This is a genomic window from Acidimicrobiales bacterium, from assembly GCA_041394265.1.
In the GTDB taxonomy this organism is placed as follows: domain Bacteria; phylum Actinomycetota; class Acidimicrobiia; order Acidimicrobiales; family SZUA-35; genus JBBQUN01.
The window spans coordinates 4,374,902-4,396,551 of sequence record JAWKIO010000005.1; the positions used below are offsets into that span (position 1 = coordinate 4,374,902).

Sequence of the window (21,650 nt, forward strand, 5' to 3'; positions counted from 1 at the left end):
GTGGGTCATTTCGGGATGTCCTTCCAGGGCCCGGCGTCGGCCCGCGGCTCCTTCGGGAGTCCGAGAACGATCTCGCCGATGATGTTGCGCTGCACCTGGCTCGTGCCTGCGTAGATGGTGCCGGCACGAGCATTGAGGAACGTGCCGATCCACGAGCCCGAGTCGTTCGGCGCACCCGGTGAGTCGGTCGAGAAGGCACTGCTCGGGAACTTGCCGTCGACGACCATGCCGCCGGCGCCGAAGAGCGACACGCCCAGCTCGGTGACTTTGCGGTGGTACTCCGACCAGTACAGCTTGAAGATCGAGGCGTCGGCGCCGGGGTGTTCGCCGGCGAGGAACTTGGTGAGGGTGCGCATGCCGAGGTAGCGCATGATCTGCACCTTCGAGTAGCACCACGCCAGATGCTGGCGGACGATCGGATCGTCGGCCTTGCCCTGTTCCTTGGCTAGCGCGAGCAGGCGGTCGAGCTCGACGCCGAACAGCACGGGCGTGGTGGCCGAGGCTTCGCCGCGTTCGAAACCGAGGAGGGTCATGGCCACACCCCAGCCGCCGTTGACCTCGCCGATGACGTTCTCCTTCGGAGCCCGGGCGTCGGTGAAGAAGACCTCGTTGAACTCGGACTCACCGCTGATCATCTTGATCGGGCGCACTTCGACGCCCGGCTGGTTCATCGGGACGAGCAGGAACGTGATGCCGCGGTGCTTCGCCGCATTGGGATCGGTGCGGGTGAGGACGAAGATCCAATCGGCGAGGTGTCCGGCCGAGGTCCAGATCTTCTGGCCATTGATGACCCACTCGTCGCCGTCGAGTTCGGCCTTGCAGCCGAGGTTGCCGAGGTCGGAGCCGGCGTTGGGCTCGGAGTAGCCCTGGCACCACAGGTCTTCGCCCGAGATGATGCGGGGGAGGAAATGGCGCTTCTGTTCCTCGGTGCCCCATTGGATGATCGTGTTGCCGACCATCTGGATGCTGAAGGCGTCGTTGGCGCCGCCGGTGGGGACGCCGGCCTTGGCGAATTCCTCGGCCATGATGACGGCTTCGAGCTGGGAGAGTCCGGCGCCGCCGTATTCGGCGGGCCAGGACGCCGCGAGCAGCTTGTTGTCTCGCAGGATGTCACGCCACTGCTTGGTGAACTCGGCGGCGGCGTCGGCTTCGAGGGCGCCGATACCTTCCCAATCGGCCGGCAGGTGCTCGGCGAGGAATGCTTGGATCTTCTCGCGGAAGACCGCGGCTTCGGGGCTGTACGTGGGCTGCATGCGGCCAATCTAGACCGCTCGGTCAAGTGGGGGAAACCGGGTCGAAGGTCAGTTCTTCCCACAGCGTGCCGAGGACCCGGTCGAGATCGCGTAGCGAGTCGAGGTCGCTTCGCCCGGCCGGCAGGCCGATGCCCTGGTGGAGCGGTGGCGGGTGATCGCCGGTCGCCTCGCCGGCTCGTCGGTCGAGGAGGTCGGCGAGTGGCCCACAGGCGAATGGGCGAAGCGAGGCGGAGTGGTCGGCGAGCTCGAGCATGGTCTGGAACCGTGCGCCGTCGCGAGTGCGACGCTGCGACAGCCCGAGCAGTTTGTGACCATCGACGGCGATCTCGCCGGCGCCGAGGCCGGCGAAACACAGGAGTCGGCCGGCCTCCCGGCCGACGAGTGCCTCGCGGTGGACATCAGGCGGTGGTGACCCGGTGCACCGGGCGATCGTCCGAGCCCACGCCACGCCAACCCAGTCGAACGCTCGATGGACGTCGTTGTCCCATCGGCGATGGTCGGGACCGATGACGACATCGACCCATAGGTGGGTGTCCGGGACCACCACCACAAGGCCGCCTCCGCTCCGGCGTCGACCGACCTCCCAGCCGGCAGACCGGGCCAGCTCGGCATCGACGAGATCGTCGGACTGTGCACTCCCGAGTACCAGCGCCGGCCGGCTCGAGCGGTGGACCCACACCTCGCCCCGACCGTGCGTGAGGGGTGGCAGCGGCCGGGCGTGGAAGTCCAGGGCGGAGCCGTTGGTGGCCTGCATCGTCCATTCACCGGAGTCGGCCAGAACGTGCGGGGGCCGGTGCTCGGGCATGGCCCGGATCGTACCGGGAGCGAGCGGCGGCGGTCGTCAGGGCGTGAGGTTCGCACACCCATCGTGACCGAATCATGACGATCGTCATGTCACCCAAAAAGTTCTCCGCCGGTGGTCACACGAGCACGTTCGGTGTGAGAACGGCTGTCACCAGGACCAACGCGATCGGCTTCGAACACCTGTTTGTGTCGAAGGGTGGTGATGTGACCACGGAATGTCAGGAAGTGCTTGTGTGGTGGGGCGAAGTGTCATAAAGTGTCACACATCGGCACGGGAGTGCAGGCCCAGAACACCGGGTCGCACGATCGAGTCGAACCTCCCTCACGAACGCCACCTCCGGGTGACCTCGCGGGGTGGGCGTCCCTCGTGAAAATGCACAACATCCAGGAGAGGTGAATGTTCGTCGGGCAACACGAACACTCACTCGACCCCAAGGGTCGAGTGGTGCTGCCTGCGTCATTCCGTTCGGCGGTCGTCGACCGTGGCTACGTCACCAACCTGGGTTCGTGCATCGGACTGTGGGATGAGGAAGGGTTCCAAGCGATCACCGAGGAACTCAAGAAACTCCTGGCGGAGCGCACGCTCAGTCAGGACGACTTCCGCAAGATGATGAGAGAGACTCGCCAGGTCAAACTCGACTCGGCCGGGCGGATCACGGTGCCCCGTGAGCTGCTCGACGAACTCGGGTTCGATCGGGAAGTGGTGATCACCGGTCGTTGGGATCGGGTCGAAATCTGGCCGGCAGCGGTCTTCGCCGAGAAGAACGCTGCGACCGACAGCAATGCGAAATTGGCGGACACCATCGACGCACTGGGCCTCTAGGTCCGCACCGGCCTGCAGCCGGAGTGGTCGGGGTGCGCCTTCGGGCGAACGAGCAGCACGACCAGAAAGGAGCACGACAACACCGAATCGAATCGTTCATCGGTTGCCTTCCGGGCGATGGAGAGTGGTACTTCTGCCCCACAACTCCGCCCGCTACCCCTCGAGTACGTTCCAGGAGAGAAACCCTGCCGTACGCCCATTTCCCGGGGGGCTACCGATGGCCGAATCGCACAGGTGTTGTCGTCCACGGCGATGGCGGATCAAGCGCGCTCACACTCCAGCGGATCCGGCGCCGAGGCGGACTTCCATCACGTGCCGGTCATGCTCGCCGAAGTGGTCGACGTGTTCGACAGCGTGCCGGCGGGCACCTACCTCGATGGCACGCTCGGAGGAGCTGGCCATGCGGTCGCCGTGCTCACTGCACACGATCACCTGACCCTGCTCGGGATCGACCAGGACCCGGTGGCCCTCGAGGTTGCCGCCCAGCGGCTGGCGCCTTTTGGTGAGCGGGTCGTGCTCGCCCGCTCCCGATTCGACTCGCTGGCGACGGTGTGTCGTGAACTGGGGATCGACGCCCTGTCGGGCTTCCTCTTCGATCTCGGTGTCAGCTCGCCCCAGCTCGATGTCGCCGATCGCGGCTTCAGCTTCCGTCACGACGGTCCACTGGACATGCGGATGGACCCCGACGCCGCATTGACGGCGGCCGACGTCGTCAACACCTACAGCCACGGCGAGTTGGCTCGGGCCCTCAAAACCCACGCCGATGAGCGGTTCGCTGGTCGCATCGCCTCGGCGATCCTGGCCAAGCGCCCGTTCGCCACCACCACGCAGCTCGCTGCCGTGGTGGTCGACGCGATCCCCGCCGCCGCTCGTCGGACGGGCGGGCACCCGGCGAAGCGAACCTTCCAGGCGCTTCGCATCGAGGTGAACCAAGAACTGGCGGTCATCCGCCCGGCCCTCGAGGCCGCTCTCGACCTCCTCGTCCCCGGTGGGCGAGGCGCCGTCCTCACGTACCACTCCGGTGAAGACCGGATCGTGAAGGACGTCTTTCGCAGGCGCAGCACGGCGGACGTCCCGCCCGGGCTCCCGGTACCCGCCACTGACGAACCCGAGTTCGCCGTGTTGCGCCCGCTTGCTCGTCGTCCGAGCGACGACGAAGTCACCTCCAATCCACGGGCCGCAAGCGCCCGCCTCCGCACGATCGAGCGAACGGCCCCGCGAAAGTTGGCTGCCTGATGACCCCACGCCATGGTGCGAACACCGCCCGTGTCGCCGACCGATCAGTTGCACGCCGTCCGGCAGCGACGAAGCCGAAGCTGCGCGTCGTCGACCACCACCGCCTGAAGCAGGCGGCCCGCCGCCGGCGGATGGGCTTGTGGGTCGCCGGCGCCGTTGCGGTCGGCATGTTCGTGTCGGCGCTCGCCCAGGCGGAGCTCGTCCGCGGTCAGCAAGAACTGAACCAGATGCGCCAGCAGGTCGCCGATGCCCAGGCCGAACAGGCTCGGCTCGAGCGTGAGATCGTGATGGCGTCGGCACCGCAGGTGGTGGTCGAGCGAGCCCGCAACCTCGGCATGGTGCGCGCCACCGAGCCCCAGTACTTCCCGGCCGTGCGCGCCATCGAGGACTGATGGCACCTCGAACCACCCATCCGCACGATCCTCGGCGCCGCATCGTGGCGCTGCTCGGTGTGTTCTGCCTCATCGGTGCGGGATTCATCTTCAGCCTGGCCGATCTCCAGACGGTTCGCGCCGATCGCTATCGCGACATCGGTGAAGAGCAGCGGACTCGTGCCGTCGCCCTCACCGGGTATCGCGGCCGACTGCTGGATCGTGACGGTGCCGTCCTTGCGGCATCGACGCCGGGCCAGCAGCTCGTGGTCGATCCCCAGAAGGTCGAGGACCCGGCGGCGACCGCCGCCATCCTCGGACCCGTGTTGGGCGTCGATGCAGCCACCCTGATCGACCCGCTGACGCCATCGAGCACCGACGACCGCTACGGCCTGCTGGCCGAATCGATCGATGACGACGGTCTGGCCCGGTACCTCGATCTGGACGACGACCAATCGATGGAACAGGCCTTGAACGGGATCTCGGTGGTGCCGGTGGAGGAGCGGATCTATCCGGCCGGCAATCTGGCTCGCCCAGTGGTCGGCAAGATGGGTGTGGACCGCGCTCTGTACGGTCTCGAGTGGCAGTTCAACCAGGCCCTCGAAGGAGAGGCCGGCATCGATCGGCACGAACGCTCGGTCTTCGGCGTCATCTCGGTGGGCGAGCGCGAGGTCGAGCCCGCCACCAAGGGTGACGACGTCTACCTCACCATCGACCAGAACATCCAGTACGTGGTCGAAGAGGCGCTGATCCAGCATTGCCAGGACACCCTGGCGAACTCGGCACAGGCCGTGGTGAGTGACCCTCGCACCGGTGAGATCCTCGCCATGGCAACCGTGCTGCGGACCGAGGACGGCGACTGTGTGGTGCCGATCTACAACGCCCCCCTTGTCGACACGTTCGAGCCTGGCTCGGTGATCAAGATGGTGACGGCCGCCGCCGCAGTCGAGGAACTCGGCTGGGACTCGGCGACCACCTTCGACGTCCCGAACTCGATCGTCGTCGAGGACAAGGAGTTCTTCGAGCACGACGAGCACCCGGTGGCCCCGTATCCGGTCGCCCAGATCATCGGCCAGTCGATGAACGTCGGCACGATCATGATGGGCCAGGCTGTCGGGCCCGAGAAGCTGTCACAGTACTTGGCGGCGTTCGGGTTCGGACAGGAAACGGGGCTCGGGTTCAAGGACGAGGCGTCAGGTCGGGTCCGCCCGTACGACGAGTGGTACGGGTCCGATATCGGATCGATCTCGATCGGTCAGGGCATGTCGACCAATACCGTGCAGCTCGCCATGGCCTACAACACCATCGCCAACGACGGCGTCTATCTCGCTCCCAAGCTGGTCCGTTCGATCGTGTCCGCCGACGGAACCGAGGAGCCGCAGCCGTCGCAGGTCACCCGGCGGGTGATCTCGCCAGAGTCGGCTGCCGAGGTGAAGAAGATGCTGACGGCCGTTGTCGACCCGAACGGCATCGGCACCGGTCGGGCGGCGGCGGTTCCCGGCTACACCGTCGCCGGCAAGACCGGAACCGCGTGGAAGGTCTTCGAGGACGAGAATGGCGACGTCGGCTACGGCTACCCCGGGAATCGTCGCTATGTGGTGACCTTCGCCGGCTTCCTCCCGGCCGAGGATCCCCAGCTGTCGATCGTCGTCGTCGTCGACGAACCCAAGACCCAGACCAGTGCCGGTCTCGTTGCCGCTCCGGTCTTCGCCGACGTGGCCCACTACGTGGTGCGCATCATGGGCATTGCCCCGGAACACGACGCGCTGGCGCCTGGTGAGGTCGTACGCGGCACCCCAGCGGCGGTGACCGACGAGCCGCTGACCGAGACACCGATCGACGGTGGTGAAACGCTCGAGGTCGAAACCCTCGACCTCGCCACGACACCCACCGAGACGCCGGCACCCGATGACGGCGAGAGCGAGGGCGAGGGCGGAGGGTGAGCGTCACGGTCGCTGCCCTGGCTGCGGTGCTGCCCGGCGCCCGAGTGCTCGGTGCCGAGGCCACCGAGGTCACCCACATCACCCACGATTCCCGGCACGCCGGCCCCGGCACGCTCTTCGCCTGTGTTCCCGGTGCGGTCGCCGATGGTCACGACTTCGCCGGTGCAGCCATCGCCGCCGGCGCGGTGGCGCTGCTGGTCGAGCGGCCACTCGCCGAGTTCGACGTGCCGCAGATCCTCGTCGCCGATGTCCGAAGCGACATGGGTCCGGCGGCGGCCGAACTCTTCGACCAGCCATCGCGCCACCTCCGTGTGGTGGGCGTGACCGGTACCAACGGCAAGACGAGCGTCGTCGGGCTCATCCAGCAGATCGTCGCCCACGCGGGCCTGCCGATCCGCATGCTCGGCACACTGACCGGCCCCCGAACGACGCCCGAGGCCCCGGAACTCCAGGCCATCTTCGCCGAGGAGGTGGCCCGAGGTGGCGACGTGGTGGCCATGGAGGTTTCGTCGCACGCTTTGGCCCTGCACCGAGTCGCCGGCACCCGATTCGCCGTCGGCGTGTTCACCAACCTCGGGCAGGACCACCTCGACTTCCACGGCGACCTGGCCACCTACGAGGCGGCAAAGACCGAACTCTTCTCTTCTCGCTACATCGAAACGGCGGTCATCAACGTCGATGATCCTGCGGGTCGCCGCATTGCCGACCAGTGCGACGTGCCCGTGCGTCCCTATGGTCTGGCCGATGTGGAGCACCTTCGGATCGACGGGCCGGTTTCGACGTTCACCTGGCGCGGTCACGAGATCGTGTTCCGCCTCCCCGGCTCGCACAACGTGCTGAACGCACTCGCTGCTGCGCTGGCCTGCATCGAGCTCGGCATCGAAACGGTCGACATCGCCGATGCACTCTGTCACGCCGACGGTGCCCGGGGCCGATTCGAGATGGTGAGCGTCGGCCAGCCGTTCTCGGTCGTCGTCGACTACGCCCACAAGCCCGAGGCCCTGCAGGCGGTGATCACCGCCTGCCGTCAGATCGTGGGGGAACGGGCCGACAGCACACCGGGGCGGGTGATCGTGGTCATCGGCTGCGGTGGTGATCGTGATCCGTTCAAGCGCCCCTTGATGGGAGAGATCGCGGCTCGGTATGCCGACCACGCAGTGCTGACATCGGACAATCCACGATCGGAGGATCCCGAGGCGATCCTCGATGCGATCGAGGCCGGGGTGCCGGCGGAGCGACGTTCGTCGGTGTCGAGGATCGAGGACCGGGCGACCGCGATCGCTCGCGCACTCGACGTGGCCCAAGCAGGCGATGTGGTGCTGATTGCCGGAAAGGGTGACGAGATCCACCAGATCGTCGGCGCAGAGGTCCTACCCTTCGACGATCGGGAGGTCGCTGTCGCCCACCTTCTCCGACCCCTCCCGTCGTCTGCCTCTTCGTTGGAGCGTGATCGTTCGTGATTCGTCTGTTGACTGCTGCGGCGCTCGCCTTTGCCGTCACCGCCTTGACCACCCGGCTGTTGATCGACTTCCTGACTCGTCAGCGCATCGGTCAACCCATTCGCGAGGACGGTCCACAGGGGCACAAGACCAAGGCCGGAACGCCGACCATGGGTGGATTGGCGATCGTGGCCGGAGCGGTTGCGGGCTATGTACTGTCGGACCTGCTGCTCGGCGGGGTGTTCACCCGCAGCGGCCTGATCGTGATGACCGCCATCTGCGCCGCCGCCGCCGTCGGTTTCGCCGATGACTGGATCAAGGTCAGGAGCGAGCGCAACCTCGGTCTCAACAAGCGAACCAAGTCGCTGGGGCTGCTGGCGGTCGCCATCGGTTTCGCCGTGTCGACCCACTGGCTGACATCGGCCTCGACCGACCTGAGCTTCACCCGGGCCAACCAGCTGGGGATCGACCTCGGGACCTGGGGCTGGCTGATCTGGGCGATCATCCTGGTCTACGCCGCATCCAACGCCGTGAACCTCACCGACGGGCTCGATGGCCTCGCTGCCGGCACCAGCATGTTCTCCTTTGGCGCCTACACGCTCGTGTGCTTCTGGATCTTCCGCCAGACGCAGGGATCGACGGCGCCCGACAACATCTACGGCGTGGCCCACGCCCTCGACCTGGCGGTCGTGTCGATCGCGATGCTGGCGGCTCTCGCCGGCTTCCTATGGTTCAACGCCGCCCCCGCCGAGATCTTCATGGGCGACACCGGTTCGCTGGCCATCGGTACCGGGCTCGCGGCGCTCGCCCTCACCACGAACACCCACCTGCTGCTCCCCATCATCGGCGGGATCTACGTCGCCGAAACGACGTCCGTGATGCTGCAGGTGGCGTACTTCAAGGCGACGAAAGGCAAGCGCCTGTTCCGCATGGCGCCGATTCATCATCACTTCGAGCTCCTCGGTTGGAAGGAGACGAAGGTGATCATCCGCTTCTGGCTGATCGGCATCGCCCTCACCGCCGTCGCCCTCGGGTTGTTCTATACCGACTGGGTCCGAGCCGTTGAGCTGGTCGACTGAGGTGGCGGACATGAGCACCAACGCCGAAGTCGACCTCGGCTCCCCGCTGGTCGTCGGCTTCGGCGTGACCGGACAGGCGGTGACCCGAGCGCTGGTCAGCCGTGGTGTCACGCCCACCGTGATCGACGACCGTCCCAGCGATGTCGCACGCCAGACGGCCGAGACACTCGGGGTCGAGCTGATCGTGGCCCCGTCGTCCGACGAGGTCGCTGGGCTCGTCGGAGTCGCATCGGTGCTGCTGCCAACACCCGGTCTCCCCGATCATCACGTCGCTGTGGCGACCGCTCGGGCCCAGGGTCTCCCCATCCGCAGCGAATTCGATCTCGCTCGACTCTGGGACGATCGTCCAATCGTCACGATCACCGGCACCAACGGCAAGACGACCGTGACCATGCTCGTGACCGAGGCATTGGAGCGTTCAGGTCGACACGCCGTCGCCGTCGGCAACACCGAGGTGCCATTGGTCGAGGCGCTCGACGACCCGACCGTCGATGTCTTCGTGGTCGAAGCCTCCTCGTTCCGCCTCGGACACACCGGTTGCTTCGCTCCCGCGGTCGCAACATGGCTGAATCTGGCCCCCGATCACCTCGACAACCACGGCACCGCCGAAGCCTACGAGGCGGCGAAGGCGGCGATCTGGCGCGATCTCGGCCCCGACTCGGTGGCGATCGGCAACCTCGATGACCCGGCCGTGATGCGTCACCTGCCCGAGGTCAACTCGGTCACCTTCGGACTCGACGCCGGCGATTGGCGGATCGAGAACGGCCACCTCGTCGGTCCAGCCGGTGCCGTCGTCGCCGTCGCCGACCTGGTGCGCCGCCAGCCCCACGACCTCACCAACGCGGCGGCGGTCGCGGCCACTGCCTTCGCCGCCGGCGCTGCCCTGGAACACATCGCTGCGACCCTGATCGACTTCGTCGGTCTCGACCACCGGGTGCAGTTGGTGGGGGAGTGGGACGGCGTCGCCTGGTACAACGACTCCAAGGCCACGGTGCCCCATGCAACGCTGGCCGCGGTGGGTGGCTTCGCCTCGGTGGTGTTGATCGCCGGTGGTCGCAACAAGGGCCTCGATATGGCAGCGCTCGCCGCGGCGGTGCCGCCGGTTCGGGCCGTGGTCGCCACGGGCGACGCTGCCGCCGAGATCGCTGCGGTCTTCGAGCCCCTCGTCGAGGTACGGCAGGCCGGCTCGATGGAGGAAGCGGTTGCCCAGGCCGGAACGCTGGCCTCATCGGGCGATGTGGTGCTGCTGTCACCGAGCTGCACGTCCTATGACTGGTACGCCAACTACGGCGAACGTGGGCGCGACTTCATGCGCCTCGTGAAGGAGCGTCACGACACATGACCTCACGACCCCCTCGATCCGGGCCGTCGACCAACCGCCCCCGGAGCAGCAACGCAGCAGGCACGACTGGTCGTTCCAAGGCACAGCGCTCACCTACGACGAGCGCTCGCCCTGCACCCGCCGGCAGGCGTCGAGCCTCTGACGCGCGGCGCACGCCCGCCGCCACCGATCGCCGAACGGATCGGCGGTCCGAGGACCGTCGATCAGGTGACCGGCGGCGAGTCGACCGGGGTCGCGCTGCGGGCGATCGGCGTGTTGGTGATCGACGGGTTGGCGATCGACGGGTGCAGGCCCGCCGATCCGAGGAACGCCGCGCCGCGTTCTGGCGTGGAGCCGGGTCACTGGTCAACCCGCGAACCTCACCGCTGCCCGTCACCCACGGAGGCCGGCGAGCCGGGGCCTGGCTCACGGTGCTCGTCGCCGGGCTCACGATGTTCGGTCTGGTCATGGTGCTCTCGGCCTCGTCGGTGGCGAGCACCTACCAGTCCGACTCACCCTTCGTGAAGTTCGAAGAACAGCTCATGTGGGCCGGGATTGGCGCCGTGGTGTTCCTGGTCGCCCGGTCGGTCGACTACCGCTGGCTGCAGCGCATTGCGATTCCGATCACCGTGCTGGCTGGCGTGCTCTTGGTGCTCACGTTGATCCCCGGTGTCGGTATCCGAATCAACGGTTCGCGTCGCTGGATGGGCATCGGGCCGGTCGTGATCCAGCCAGCCGAGCTCGCCAAGGTTGCCATGATCGTGTTCGTCGCCGACCTGCTCACGCGTCGGGCGCGCTACATGGAACGAGCGGAGCTCACCGTCCGTCCGGTGCTGGTGGTTCTCGGCTCGTACTGCGGGCTGATCCTGGTCCAGCCGAAGCTGGGTACCACGATCGTGCTCGGCACCGTTGCGTTCACGATGTTGTTCATCGGCGGCGCACGCATTCGCAACCTTGCGGCATGGAGCCTGGCGCTCGGTCTGGCCGGCGCCTACTTCGCCTACTCGGCGCCCTATCGGCGCCGGCGAATCTTCGCCTATCTCGATCCGTTCGCCGACCCGCTCGGCGACGGTCTCCAGACCATCCAGAGCCAGGTCGGTATTGCCTCGGGTGGGCTCCTCGGTGTCGGACTCGGCGCCGGTCGTACCAAGTGGGGGTTCCTGCCCTACGCCGACTCGGACTTCATCTTCGCCCTGATCGCCGAGGAGGTCGGGCTGATCGGTGGGTCTGCCGTGATCCTCGCGTTCCTGCTCTTCGGCTACTTCGGGGTACGGGTGGCGCTCAAGGCGCCTGACCGATTCGGCATGCTCCTCGCCGTCGGGATCACCACCTGGCTGATTCTCCAGGCCTTCATGAACATCGGCATGGCGATGGGGCTGATGCCGATCACCGGCGAGCCGCTTCCGTTCGTCTCCGCCGGCGGCTCTGGACTCGTGACGGCGCTCGGCGCCTCCGGGCTCCTCGTCAACGTCGCTCGCCGGGCCCGACTGTGACCTCGGGCGAGAGGGCGTTCGGCCGAACTCCACTGCCGGGTACCGTCGTGATCACGGGTGGGGGCACGGCCGGACACACGAACCCGGGGATCGCCATCGCTCAGGCCCTGGTCCGCCAAGGCGTGCGTGCGGAGCGGATTCGCTTCGTCGGTGGCGAGCGCGGCAACGAAGGGACGCTCGTGCCTGCCGCCGGGTTCGAGATCGATCTGCTCCCCGGACGCGGCATCCAGCGGTCGCTGCGGCCATCCAGCATCGTCGACAATCTCGGCGCCGTCGCCGGCCTGCTGCGCGGATGGCGCCAGGCGTATTCGATCGTGCGAACCCGCCGACCATCGGTGGTGCTGTGTCTTGGCGGCTACGCCGCATTCGCAATGAGCGCCGCGGCCATCCTTGCCCGGGTGCCACTCGTGGTATCCGAGCAGAACGCTCGGGCCAGCGCCGTCAACCGGTTGATGGCTCGGTGGGCCCGGGTCTGTGCATTGCCGTACCCCGACACGGATCTCCCGAAGGGGGTGCTCACCGGCAACCCGATTCTCGCTCCCATCGTCGCGGCGATCGACGCCGCCGACCGCACTGGAAGTCGCCGAGAGCTGGGGCTACCCGAGGATCGCACCGTTCTGGCGATCTGGTCGGGGTCGTTGGGTGCCCGCTCGGTCAACCAACTGGCGGCCGAACTCGCTCGCACCCTCGCCGATCGTTCCGACCTCGCCATCCACCACGTCGTCGGGCGGCGGGACTGGCCGCGCTATGCCGAGCTCGGCGAGGAGTTGTCCGGCGCTGCCCTCCACTACCAGTCGGTCGAGTACGAAAATCGGATGCCGCTGGTGCTCACCGCCGCCGATGTTGCGATCACCCGGGCCGGCGCTTCGACCACCTCGGAGCTGGCCGTCGCCGGTCTCCCGGCGATCATGGTGCCGCTCCCCGGGGCTCCGCACGACCACCAGACGGCGAACGCCGGCGAGCTCGTCGAGGCCGGTGGCGGTTTCCGCATCGCCGACCGGGACCTGTCCGTCGCCACGGTGCTGGAGGTCCTCGGCCCCCTGCTGGACGACGCCGGAGCGCGGGCATCGATGGCGGCCGCTGCGGCATCCGTCGGCCGACCTGACGCCGCCGATGCGGTTGCATCGATCATCATCGAGACCGGCAAGCTGGAGACCACGCCGTGAACCCCGAGCAGAAAGCAGCAGCATCGTGATGACCTCGACGCCGATCGATCTCTCGTCGCCTCGACGGGTGCACATCATCGGGCTGGGTGGCAGCGGAATGAGCGCAATCGCCGAGATCCTCATCGGCACCGGACACGAGGTGACCGGGTCCGACATCGCCACCTCCAAGGTGCTCGAGCGCCTGGTCGACCGGGGCGTCATCGCCCACGTCGGGCACGACGCTACGAACCTGGGCGATCCCGACCTGGTGGCCATCTCGACCGCCATCCCGGCGTCCAACCCCGAGGTCGTCGCCGCCAACGAGCGTGGCATCCCGGTGTTGCGCCGGGCCGAGCTCCTCACGGCGATCACCCGGGAATGGACGACGATCGCCGTCGCCGGAACCCACGGCAAGACCACGACCAGCGCCATGCTGACCATCGTGCTGCAGCACGCCGGACTCGACCCGGCGTACATCGTAGGTGGCGACCTCCGGGATCTCGGACGCGGCGCCGCCGTCGGTCAAGGCCAGCTGCTCGTGGTCGAGGCCGATGAATCCGACGGCACGTTCGTCGAGCTGGTCTCCGACAGCGTGATCGTCACCAACGTCGAACCCGATCACCTCGAGCACTACGGCTCGTTCGACAACCTCTCTTCGACCTTCGACCGGTTCGTCGCCCAGGCCCCGGGAGCCAAGGTAGTGTGTATCGACGATCCCGGCGTGACCGAATTGATCGATCGTCACCGCGCTGCGAACCCGGAGGCCGAGCACCCGGACGCCGCGCCACTCCTGACCTACGGCACCCACCCCGATGCAATGTGGCGCATCGTCGATCCGATGCCGACGCCGAGCGGGATCAGCTTCGACCTCGAGCCGCGAGACGATGCGCCCGGTGCAGACGGCGGCCGGCAGACGGTTCGTCTCGGGCAGCCGGGAATGCACAATGCGCGCAACGCCGCAGCTGCCGTCGTGATGGCGGTCGCCCATGGTGTCGAGCCGGCCATCGCCGCCGCCGGCGCCAGCTCGTTCGGCGGTGTCGGCCGACGGTTCGAACCACGGGGCGAAGCCAACGGCATCCGCCTCGTCGACGACTATGCCCACCTGCCGACCGAGGTGGCGTCGGCGCTCGCTGCCGCCCGTAGCCTCAAGCCGGCCCGGCTGATCGCCGTGTTCCAACCTCATCGCTACAGCCGCACCGAGCAGCTGCATTCGACCTTCGGTGATGCGTTCGTCGACGCCGATCACCTGATCGTCACCGGGATCTACTCGGCCAACGAAGCCCCACGGCCCGGCATCACCGGTTCGCTGATCGCCGACCGGGTCCGTCAGTCACATCCCGATGCGGCGGTCGACTACGTCGAATCGCTGGATGATGTCGAGGATCGAATCGTGGAACTCGCCCGCCCGGGTGACCTCATCTTGACGCTCGGCGCCGGTGACCTGACCGCGATGCCGTCGCGACTGCTGCCGCGCCTGGACCAGCCACGCTCGTCGTGATCGACGCGTCGAGCACTTCCGGCCCCTGGTCATCGACCACCCGAGCCGCCCGAGCCGAACTCGCCGACACAGCGCTGTTCGACGTGCCACTCGGCCAGTACTGCACGTACCGGGTCGGCGGGCCGGCAGCGGCGCTCGTCGAGGTTGGCGACCTCGGCGAGCTCGATCGTGTCGCCGGGGTGGTGGCTCGGACCGGTGTCGCCACATTGATCGTCGGCAAGGGGTCGAACCTGCTGGTCGCCGACCGCGGGTTCGACGGGCTCGTCATCATGCTCGGACCGCAGTTCGCCGCCATCGAGATCTCGGATCTCCAACCGAACGATGGACACGCTCACGATGGTGTTCTCGTCGAGCTCGGAGGGGCAACGTTGCTGCCGGTTGCAGCCCGGGCCACCGTCCGTGCCGGCCTGACCGGGTTCGAGTGGGCCGTTGGTGTCCCCGGCACCGTTGGCGGCGCCGTGAGGATGAATGCCGGTGGGCACGGTGCCGACATGCAGGACTCACTGGTGCGGGCGGAACTTCTCGACCTCGGAACCGGCGAGCGAATCTGGCGGTTGGCCGGAGACCTGGAGCTCGGCTATCGGTACTCCAACGTCGCAGCGAACCAGGTGGTCACCCGGGCCGAGATCCGCCTCCATCCTGGTACGGGTGACGAAGACGAGCGACTCTCCGAGATCGTTCGCTGGCGCCGGGCCCATCAGCCCGGCGGTGCCAATGCCGGAAGCGTGTTCGCCAACCCCACCGGGGATTCGGCCGGGCGGATGATCGATGCGGCCGGGTTGAAGGGATTCCGCATCGGCTGTGCGTCGGTGTCGACCAAACATGCCAACTTCATCCAGGTCGACCCTCCCGGGTCGGCGGACGACGTTGCAACATTGATCGACGAGGTCCGTGATCGGGTCGAGGCCGCATTTGGCGTGCGCCTTCGGGCCGAGAACCGATTGGTCGGGTTCGAGCCATCCACCACCCAAGGTGAGGAAACCGCCACAGTGGATCGCCCATGACCGCGAAGGAGCGATCGAAGGCATCGAAGGCCGGCACCCGATCGTCGGGTGCCGTCGTCGATCCTCGGCTTCGAGCCCGACGCATCGAGGTCCAGCGTGATGCGGGCCGGCGTCGTCTCCGTGCGCTCATCGGGCTGATCGTGGTCACCGTCATCGCCGGAGGGGCGGTCGTGGTGTCGCAGAGCTCGCTGGCCGACGTCGACGCCGTGGTCGTCCAGGGGGCGCAGCTGTCGGACCCGCACGACGTCGTGGTCGCGTCGGGCATCACCGTCGGCGAACCGCTCATCGATCTCGATCCGGATGCGGTGGTTGCCCATGTCGAGGCGCTGCCCTGGGTACTCGGGGCCACGGTCGAACGGCGGATGAACGGTGACGTCGTCGTCACGATCGAGGAGCGAACGCCGCGAGCAGTGTTGTCGACGGTCGACGGTGGGTTCGTCCTCGTCGATGAACACGGCCGGCAGCTCGAGCGGGTTGCGGGGCGAGCGCCCGACTACCTCCCGATCGCGGGCATCGTCGCCAGTGGCGAGGTCGGCCAGCCGGCCCCGCCCGAGACCAGCGCGGTCGTGTCGGTGCTCGATCATCTGACGCCTGCGGTCTCGGCGGTGGTGACCCAGATCGTGATCGACGAGGGAACGCTCTACCTGGAGTTGAGCCCGAGTGGGCGGGTGAAACTCGGTGACGACAGCTCGCTCGACGCGAAGATCGTCAGTCTCGAAACCATGTTGTCCCATGCTGACCTGCGATGTCTGTGGGAAATCGACGTCAGGGTGCCGTCGGCACCGGCGTTGACCCGGTTGAGCGCCGCCGGGGATCCACGGGCAACGTTGACCGACCTGGCAGAATGCACCTAAGCTAGACTGTTTGACTGGGCGAGGTCTCCTCGCGCACACCGAGCATCCCGTGGATCGACCGCGCGTCGAAGTCCAGCACGTCAACCCGAAGCACACCTCGAGGAACCGCAACCGATGAGCACCCAGAACTACGTCGCCGTGATCAAGGTCGTCGGCATCGGCGGCGGTGGCTGCAACGCCATCAACCGGATGATCGACGGCGGGCTCCGGGGCGTCGAGTTCGTGGCCGTCAACACCGATGCCCAGGCGTTGCTCATGAACGACGCCGAGACCAAGATCCACATCGGCCGTGAACTCACCCGGGGCCTGGGTGCCGGTTCCGACCCCGGCATCGGTCAGCAGGCCGCCGAAGATCATCGCGACGAGATCGCCGCCGCCCTCGACGGTGCCGACATGGTGTTCATCACCGTCGGTGAAGGTGGCGGCACGGGCACCGGCGCCGCCCCGGTCGTCGCCGAGATCGCGAAGAACCAGGGCGCCCTCACCATTGCGGTCGTCACCCGGCCGTTCAGCTTCGAAGGCCGACGCCGGGCCGCACAGGCCGAGTCGGGTATCAACCGGCTCAAGGAGAAGGTCGACACCCAGATCGTCATCCCCAACGACCGGCTGTTGTCGATCGCCGACGAGAAGACCACCATGGTCAACGCGTTCCGCATGGCCGACGAGATCCTGCTCTCGGGCGTATCGGGTATCACCGATCTGATCACCACGCCCGGCCTGATCAACACCGACTTCGCCGACGTGCGGATGGTCATGCACGACGCCGGCAGCGCCCTCATGGGTATCGGTCGTGCATCAGGCGAGGGGCGCGCCCTCGCCGCGGCCCGAGCCGCCATTGCCTCCCCGCTGCTCGAGAGCTCGATCGAGGGGGCGCGCGGCATCCTGCTGTCGATCGCCGGCTCGAGCGAGCTCGGCCTGTTCGAGGTCAACGAAGCCGCCGAGATCATCCACGATGTCGCCCACCCGGATGCCAACATCATCTTCGGCACCGTGGTCGAGGAAGACATGGAAGACGAAATCCGTGTCACCGTCATTGCCGCCGGTTTCGACCGTTGGGATGCACCCCGCGATGAGGTGCCCGCGACGTCGGCAGCGGCCAGTGCCGATCCGCTGGCCGGCCTGCTCGACGATGATGACGACGACGTCGCCCCCCGGGGCACCGCCGATCTGTTCGGCTCCGATGATGACGACGCCGACGACGGGTTCGACGTTCCCGACTTCTTGAAGTGACGCACCCGGGTCATCGCGGCCCGCTCCCGAGGTGGTGATGCCGATGCTCTCGTGGACGATTCCGCTCGTCGGCCGACGAGTCGAAGTGCGATCGACCACGGTCCACGATGGCGACTTCGCCATTCCACCGGTGCAGCTCGATCACAACGGTCGACCTCTACCACAGGTCGACCCCGATGACCTGCGGCAACGGCGTTCGAACATCATGGATGCGCCGTGGACGTGGCTGCGACAGGTGCACGGTACCGACCTGGTCGTCGTGGCCGAACCCGGTGCTGGCGCCGGTGCAGTGGCCGATGGAGCGATCACCACCGCCAGCGGGGTGCCGATCGCCGTCACGACCGCCGACTGTTCACCGGTGGTGCTCATCTCGACGGCCGGGGTCGCGGTCGTGCACGCCGGCTGGCGGGGTGCACGCTCGGGGATCATCGAGACAGCCGGGCGGCGGTTGCTGGCCGAGGGAGGACGGCCCGTGTCCGCAGTCCTCGGTCCGTGTATCGCAGCGCCACGCTACGAGTTCGGCGGCGACGACCTGGCGTCGATGGTCGAGGCGTACGGTCCCGATGTTGCGGCTCTGACCGACGAGGGAACACCGGCGTTGGACATGGCGGAAGTGATTGCCGCCGCATGTGCGAACTCGGGCTGGGGTCGTCCGGACCCGGTGGCCTGCACCAGCGCACCGGACTTCTTCTCGCATCGTGTGCGCGGCGACCGCGGGCGCCAGACCACCGTGGCATGGATCGAGGAGGACCCGGCGTGAGCGACCTCACCGTCGACGACATTCGCCGGCGCCGGGATGCGCTCGACGAGCGGATCCTGGCGGCCGGCGGCGATCCCGACACCGTCGACATCTTGGCGGTCACCAAGACGTTCCCGGCCGACGTCGCACGCACCGCCGTGGCCGCCGGACTCGAACAACTGGGTGAGAACTACGCGCAGGAGGTGCTCGAGAAGGCGCCGCTGGTCGATGGTGCATCGTGGCACTTCATCGGCGGTCTCCAGCGGAACAAGGTGCGCAAGATCGCGCCGTGGATCAGCCTCTGGCAGACGGTGGATCGGGTCGACCTCGCCCTCGAGATCGCGAAACGTGCCCCGGGGGCCCGGGTGCTGATCCAGATGAACACCACCGGTGAGCCGCAGAAATCCGGGTGTGAACCCAGGGAACTCGATGCCCTGGTCGACGCTGCGGTTGCGGCTGGTCTCGATGTCGTTGGCTTGATGACGGTCGGGCCGACCGGTGGCGGCGATCCGCAGCCGGGGTTCGCGCTCCTGCGGTCGCATGTCGACCGGCTCGGATTGCGAGTCTGTTCGATGGGGATGTCGGGCGACCTCGAGGCCGCCGTGGCCGAGGGCTCGACCATGGTGCGGGTCGGAACCGCACTGTTCGGCCCGCGGCCACCGCGAGCAGCCGAATGACGCCCTCGCCGCGGCTCGTTCCGTTGCGCTGACCTGCATGGTCGTAGGCGAGGTCACACAACCGGCGCAGTGTGCCACCGCACGTGAGGTGTGAGACACTAGTCTTTCGGGCGAGAAGCGAGGACCGCAGATGTTCAAGAATGTCATGACGTATCTGGGGCTCGGCCCCGACGAAGAGTACGACGACGGGTATCTCTACGACGACTTCGACGACGACGGCGCGATCGACCTCGACCATCCCCGTGAGGAACGCAGTCGGGTCACCGCCGTGCCGGCCAACCGAAGCTCGGTTCGCTCACCCGAACCTGATCACTCGGGTCTCGGCTACGACGCCGGGTTCAACCCCGACCCTGGGGCGAGCGCCGTCAGCTCGGTCCGTCCGCTCCGGCCGGTTCCGTCGCCCGAACTCGACGACGACTGGAGCCGAAGCACCGAGTCGGTCGAGCGCTCGAATGGTCGGAGCCGCACCGCTACGTCCGGAGCCGGTCAGCACGACCTGCTCGATCTCGATGCCGAGGAGGCACGTTCGTTGAGTGGCCGCAATGCTGGGAGCCACGACCGCTACCCGGGCGATCGTCAGCGCAACGAACCGGTCGTGCGTCCCGTCCCCATCCAGCGCACCAAGCCTCGCGCCCTCACCCCGAAGACCTTCGCCGACGCCAAGGTGCTCGCCGACGACATCAAGGGGTCGGTGCCGGTCGTCATGAATCTGCGCGAAGCCGACCGCGATCTCGCTCGACGCCTGATCGACTTCGCCAGCGGTGTCTGCTACTCGCTCGACGCCTCGATGGAAAAGCTCGCCTCGCAGGTCTTCCTGCTCACGCCGGCATCGGTCGAGGTCTCCGGTGAAGAGCGTCGCCGCATCGAGGAGCGCGGCTTCGATCGCTGACATGGGCGATCTGTTCTGCATCCTGCTGCTGCTCTTCCAGTTCGTCTTCCTGTCGCGCATCGCGCTGTCGTTCTTCCCCATCCGGCCCGGCACGCCCGCCGGAACCGCCAAGGACCTGGCGTTTGCGCTCACCGACCCCGTCGTGTGGCCGCTGCGTCGGCGGCTTCCACCGGTTCCCGGACCCATCGGCTTCGGCATCGCCGAGTTGGTGGTCCTGTTGCTGCTGGTGGTCGTCCTCGGCATCATCTGCTGAGCCAACTGACCCGCTGCCATCCGCTTGCCGGCGCAGGCGCACGGCTAGCCTCGCGGGATGGTCGCGCAAGATGACAAGTTCCGGGTGCTTCGCAAGCTGCCCGAGGTCCGCTTCGAAGAGGAACTGCGGGGGTACAGTAAGAGCCAGGTCGATCGAGTGCTCCAAGGCCTCGCTCCGCTGGCCGACGATGTCGCATCGCTCCAGCAGCGGCTTGCCGATGCCGAAGCCCGGGCCGCCTCGGCTGAGGCGCGCCTGGTCGAGGCACGAGCGGCGAATCGCGCTGCGGCTCCCTCCGCCGCGCCGGCGGTGGCTCCCGCTGCCGCACCGGCCGCGGTCGAGACGCCCGCCGTTCCCGCCAACTTCGACGAGACGCTGAGCAAGACCCTGCTGCTCGCCCAACGAACCGCTGACCAGACGGTCGCCGACGCACGGGCCGAGGCCGAGAGCCTGGTCGCAGCGGCCCGAGCCGAGGCCGCTCGTCTCGACGCCGAGAACGCCGCTGCCAGGCGAGATGCCGAGGCCAGCGTCGCCGCCGAACGCGAAGCGCTGCTCGCCGCCGCCCATGCCGAGGTCCAGGCGAAGGTCGAAGCCGCCGAGGCGGCACTGGCCGAAGCCGAGGGTGCGCAACGCGAGGCACTGGTGGCCGAGATCGCCGAGTACACCGCGACTCGAGACGAGCTCGGTCTCGACATCGAACGGTTGGAGGGCCACCTCGCCCAGCGGCGCGAGACCATTCGAGCGGCGCTCGCCGACATCGCGATGGTGGTCGACGATCCGGGTCGGCTGCATTCCGAGATGCCGACGGCCAACAGCGATCCCGTCACGGTCCCCGAGGCCGGCACGGGCGCCGTCGTGCTCGCCGTCGACGGCCTCGATGACCTGGCGCCGTCCAGCGTGAGCGACACCGTCGCGCCGGCCGATGCTCGCGGTTCCTTGCTGGGCGAACTCGATCACACCGGTGAGCCCACCGAGGCCGTGCCGATGGTGCAGCTGTTCGATGACGATGCCGATGACGATCCCGAACCCGAGTCCGAGCCGACGGCGGGCGTACTCATCGACCACGACGAGGTTGCGGGGGAAAGCCCAGCGAACGAGCCGGGCGACGTCGCTGCGCTGCCGATCGAGGAGAACGAAGCCGACGCGTTGGTCACGTCGACTGCCGATGAGGCCGCCGACGCCACCGACCAAGACCTCGACGATTGGGGAACGGTTTCGTCGCTGTCCTCCGGGGCCGTCATCGTTGACGAAGTGCGATGGGACGACGCCCCATCCCCGGCGGCCAGCCCCGCCGACTTCGGTTTCGAGGATGCCGCCGATCACGTCCCCTCCTCGCCTGCAACCAGCGACGAGCTCGGACGACCGGCCTGGGCTGAGGCCGTCCCTGACTTCGAACCGCCTCGCCAGGTGGCGAAGAGCGAAGATCCGTTCCTCGACGAGCTACGTCGGGCCACTGGCGACGACGCCGAGACCGACGTCGCCCTCGAACGGTTCCTCAACGACAACGACAACGACGATGACCGTCGCTCGGGCTGGTTCAGCCGCCGAAAGTAGGGCAACCGCCCCATCGGCCCGCCGCCGGGGACACCCGGCGGCGGCACC

General features: G+C 67.7%; 20 protein-coding genes. 18 read left to right on the top strand and 2 right to left on the bottom strand.

The genetic code is table 11. The features are described from left to right. Window positions 1-5 precede the first annotated feature (5 nt). Both R2733_21090 and R2733_21095 read right to left on the bottom strand, forming a co-directional pair. Window positions 6-1,253 (bottom strand): acyl-CoA dehydrogenase family protein, encoded by a 1,248-nt coding sequence (locus R2733_21090; GenBank protein MEZ5379007.1) that lies wholly within the window; start codon window positions 1,251-1,253, stop codon window positions 6-8. A gap of 22 nt (window positions 1,254-1,275) precedes the next feature. After that, entirely contained in the window at window positions 1,276-2,058 is a 783-nt protein-coding gene (locus R2733_21095; protein MEZ5379008.1) for a hypothetical protein, read from the bottom strand. A 396-nt stretch (window positions 2,059-2,454) separates the two neighbouring features. Here R2733_21095 and R2733_21100 point away from each other — a divergent pair, with 396 nt between their 5' ends. The 18 genes from R2733_21100 (at window position 2,455) to R2733_21185 (ending at window position 21,602) form a co-directional block, all read left to right on the top strand. Continuing rightward, on the top strand, window positions 2,455-2,880 hold the full coding sequence (locus R2733_21100; GenBank protein MEZ5379009.1) for a hypothetical protein: 426 nt from the start codon (window positions 2,455-2,457) through the stop codon (window positions 2,878-2,880). A 252-nt stretch (window positions 2,881-3,132) separates the two neighbouring features. Continuing rightward, the gene (gene rsmH, locus R2733_21105) at window positions 3,133-4,116 is read left to right on the top strand and encodes a 16S rRNA (cytosine(1402)-N(4))-methyltransferase RsmH (protein MEZ5379010.1); all 984 of its coding nucleotides are present in this window, start codon (window positions 3,133-3,135) and stop codon (window positions 4,114-4,116) included. Beyond that, window positions 4,116-4,508 (top strand): hypothetical protein, encoded by a 393-nt coding sequence (locus R2733_21110; GenBank protein ID MEZ5379011.1) that lies wholly within the window; start codon window positions 4,116-4,118, stop codon window positions 4,506-4,508. Before rsmH ends, R2733_21110 begins: the two co-directional genes overlap by 1 nt. Next, complete coding sequence (locus R2733_21115) at window positions 4,508-6,430, top strand: penicillin-binding protein 2 (protein ID MEZ5379012.1); 1,923 nt, start codon at window positions 4,508-4,510, stop codon at window positions 6,428-6,430. Before R2733_21110 ends, R2733_21115 begins: the two co-directional genes overlap by 1 nt. Further along, on the top strand, window positions 6,427-7,890 hold the full coding sequence (locus R2733_21120) for a UDP-N-acetylmuramoyl-L-alanyl-D-glutamate--2,6-diaminopimelate ligase (protein MEZ5379013.1): 1,464 nt from the start codon (window positions 6,427-6,429) through the stop codon (window positions 7,888-7,890). Before R2733_21115 ends, R2733_21120 begins: the two co-directional genes overlap by 4 nt. After that, window positions 7,887-8,948 carry a phospho-N-acetylmuramoyl-pentapeptide-transferase gene (gene mraY, locus R2733_21125; GenBank protein ID MEZ5379014.1) on the top strand — a complete coding sequence of 354 codons (1,062 nt, stop codon included), beginning with the start codon at window positions 7,887-7,889 and terminating at the stop codon, window positions 8,946-8,948. Before R2733_21120 ends, mraY begins: the two co-directional genes overlap by 4 nt. 10 nt (window positions 8,949-8,958) lie before the next feature. Beyond that, window positions 8,959-10,290: a UDP-N-acetylmuramoyl-L-alanine--D-glutamate ligase gene (murD, locus tag R2733_21130; protein ID MEZ5379015.1), complete on the top strand. Its 1,332-nt coding sequence runs from the start codon at window positions 8,959-8,961 to the stop codon at window positions 10,288-10,290. Window positions 10,291-10,574: 284 nt separating this feature from the next. Continuing rightward, window positions 10,575-11,762 carry a putative lipid II flippase FtsW gene (ftsW, locus tag R2733_21135; protein ID MEZ5379016.1) on the top strand — a complete coding sequence of 396 codons (1,188 nt, stop codon included), beginning with the start codon at window positions 10,575-10,577 and terminating at the stop codon, window positions 11,760-11,762. Between the two features lie 47 nt (window positions 11,763-11,809). Next, window positions 11,810-12,928 carry a UDP-N-acetylglucosamine--N-acetylmuramyl-(pentapeptide) pyrophosphoryl-undecaprenol N-acetylglucosamine transferase gene (locus R2733_21140; GenBank protein ID MEZ5379017.1) on the top strand — a complete coding sequence of 373 codons (1,119 nt, stop codon included), beginning with the start codon at window positions 11,810-11,812 and terminating at the stop codon, window positions 12,926-12,928. Between the two features lie 28 nt (window positions 12,929-12,956). Next, window positions 12,957-14,405 carry a UDP-N-acetylmuramate--L-alanine ligase gene (murC, locus tag R2733_21145; protein ID MEZ5379018.1) on the top strand — a complete coding sequence of 483 codons (1,449 nt, stop codon included), beginning with the start codon at window positions 12,957-12,959 and terminating at the stop codon, window positions 14,403-14,405. After that, window positions 14,402-15,409 (top strand): UDP-N-acetylmuramate dehydrogenase, encoded by a 1,008-nt coding sequence (gene murB / locus R2733_21150; GenBank protein MEZ5379019.1) that lies wholly within the window; start codon window positions 14,402-14,404, stop codon window positions 15,407-15,409. Before murC ends, murB begins: the two co-directional genes overlap by 4 nt. Then, window positions 15,406-16,263, top strand: coding sequence for an FtsQ-type POTRA domain-containing protein (locus tag R2733_21155; protein ID MEZ5379020.1), 858 nt, complete (start codon window positions 15,406-15,408; stop codon window positions 16,261-16,263). Before murB ends, R2733_21155 begins: the two co-directional genes overlap by 4 nt. A 114-nt stretch (window positions 16,264-16,377) precedes the next feature. After that, complete coding sequence (gene ftsZ, locus R2733_21160) at window positions 16,378-17,493, top strand: cell division protein FtsZ (GenBank protein ID MEZ5379021.1); 1,116 nt, start codon at window positions 16,378-16,380, stop codon at window positions 17,491-17,493. A 43-nt stretch (window positions 17,494-17,536) separates the two neighbouring features. Further along, entirely contained in the window at window positions 17,537-18,253 is a 717-nt protein-coding gene (locus R2733_21165; GenBank protein ID MEZ5379022.1) for a polyphenol oxidase family protein, read from the top strand. Further along, window positions 18,250-18,909 carry a YggS family pyridoxal phosphate-dependent enzyme gene (locus R2733_21170; protein MEZ5379023.1) on the top strand — a complete coding sequence of 220 codons (660 nt, stop codon included), beginning with the start codon at window positions 18,250-18,252 and terminating at the stop codon, window positions 18,907-18,909. Before R2733_21165 ends, R2733_21170 begins: the two co-directional genes overlap by 4 nt. A 130-nt stretch (window positions 18,910-19,039) precedes the next feature. After that, on the top strand, window positions 19,040-19,798 hold the full coding sequence (sepF, locus tag R2733_21175; protein ID MEZ5379024.1) for a cell division protein SepF: 759 nt from the start codon (window positions 19,040-19,042) through the stop codon (window positions 19,796-19,798). Between the two features lies 1 nt (window position 19,799). Beyond that, entirely contained in the window at window positions 19,800-20,051 is a 252-nt protein-coding gene (locus R2733_21180; protein ID MEZ5379025.1) for a YggT family protein, read from the top strand. A gap of 57 nt (window positions 20,052-20,108) precedes the next feature. Beyond that, complete coding sequence (locus R2733_21185; protein MEZ5379026.1) at window positions 20,109-21,602, top strand: hypothetical protein; 1,494 nt, start codon at window positions 20,109-20,111, stop codon at window positions 21,600-21,602. Window positions 21,603-21,650 lie beyond the last annotated feature (48 nt).

Excerpts from the sequence above, each read along its gene's own strand:
- R2733_21090 (MEZ5379007.1), bottom strand. The coding sequence starts at position 1,253 with ATGCAGCCCACGTACAGCCCCGAAGCCGCGGTCTTCCGCGAGAAGATC.
- R2733_21095 (MEZ5379008.1), bottom strand. The coding sequence starts at position 2,058 with ATGCCCGAGCACCGGCCCCCGCACGTTCTGGCCGACTCCGGTGAATGG.
- R2733_21100 (MEZ5379009.1), top strand. The coding sequence starts at position 2,455 with ATGTTCGTCGGGCAACACGAACACTCACTCGACCCCAAGGGTCGAGTG.
- rsmH (MEZ5379010.1), top strand. The coding sequence starts at position 3,133 with ATGGCGGATCAAGCGCGCTCACACTCCAGCGGATCCGGCGCCGAGGCG.
- R2733_21110 (MEZ5379011.1), top strand. The coding sequence starts at position 4,116 with ATGACCCCACGCCATGGTGCGAACACCGCCCGTGTCGCCGACCGATCA.
- R2733_21115 (MEZ5379012.1), top strand. The coding sequence starts at position 4,508 with ATGGCACCTCGAACCACCCATCCGCACGATCCTCGGCGCCGCATCGTG.
- murD (MEZ5379015.1), top strand. The coding sequence starts at position 8,959 with ATGAGCACCAACGCCGAAGTCGACCTCGGCTCCCCGCTGGTCGTCGGC.
- murC (MEZ5379018.1), top strand. The coding sequence starts at position 12,957 with ATGACCTCGACGCCGATCGATCTCTCGTCGCCTCGACGGGTGCACATC.
- R2733_21155 (MEZ5379020.1), top strand. The coding sequence starts at position 15,406 with ATGACCGCGAAGGAGCGATCGAAGGCATCGAAGGCCGGCACCCGATCG.
- ftsZ (MEZ5379021.1), top strand. The coding sequence starts at position 16,378 with ATGAGCACCCAGAACTACGTCGCCGTGATCAAGGTCGTCGGCATCGGC.
- R2733_21165 (MEZ5379022.1), top strand. The coding sequence starts at position 17,537 with ATGCTCTCGTGGACGATTCCGCTCGTCGGCCGACGAGTCGAAGTGCGA.
- sepF (MEZ5379024.1), top strand. The coding sequence starts at position 19,040 with ATGTTCAAGAATGTCATGACGTATCTGGGGCTCGGCCCCGACGAAGAG.
- R2733_21180 (MEZ5379025.1), top strand. The coding sequence starts at position 19,800 with ATGGGCGATCTGTTCTGCATCCTGCTGCTGCTCTTCCAGTTCGTCTTC.
- R2733_21185 (MEZ5379026.1), top strand. The coding sequence starts at position 20,109 with ATGGTCGCGCAAGATGACAAGTTCCGGGTGCTTCGCAAGCTGCCCGAG.